At 44.2% G+C, this 455-nt stretch carries 1 protein-coding gene; it reads left to right on the top strand.

Annotated features, from left to right (window positions below; translation table 11 throughout):
* The coding region (locus tag HC175_RS18540; protein WP_168139692.1) for a hypothetical protein at positions 1-455 on the top strand (455 nt) is incomplete at both ends.

The raw sequence follows: 455 nt of genomic DNA, 5'->3' as shown, positions 1-455 counted from the left end.
GGTAAAGGTGCTACAATAAATCTCACCCGGGTAGAAACGGAACTTCTGGACCTGCAGGATATTTCCGGATTTGCCATTTTCTACTTCAATTCATCGGAAGAAGCTAAGAAAAAATCCGCAGCTATTGCCACACCAACCGCTTTTAAGATCCCGGCAGGAACAAAGAGGAAAACTATTTGGGTACGGGTGGAAGACAAGTCAGCACTAAAATGTTATACTGTAGAAAGTTTTGATATTTTCCTGAATGATCCACCTCCTGTTGATGAGCTGGAAGACGTGGTGGAGTGCGAATCTTATATTCTTCCACAATTAACCTACGGAAACTATTTTACCGGTTCCGGCGGTACAGGAACACCGTTGTTCGCCGGGGATGTGATCACTAAATCTGGCACCTATTACATATTTAACGGCCCCGATGAGAACGGCTGTACTAATGAATCCAGCTTTGATGTCAC

The organism is Salinimicrobium oceani (assembly GCF_012037645.1).
This window is presented reverse-complemented; position numbering and strand designations above follow the sequence as displayed.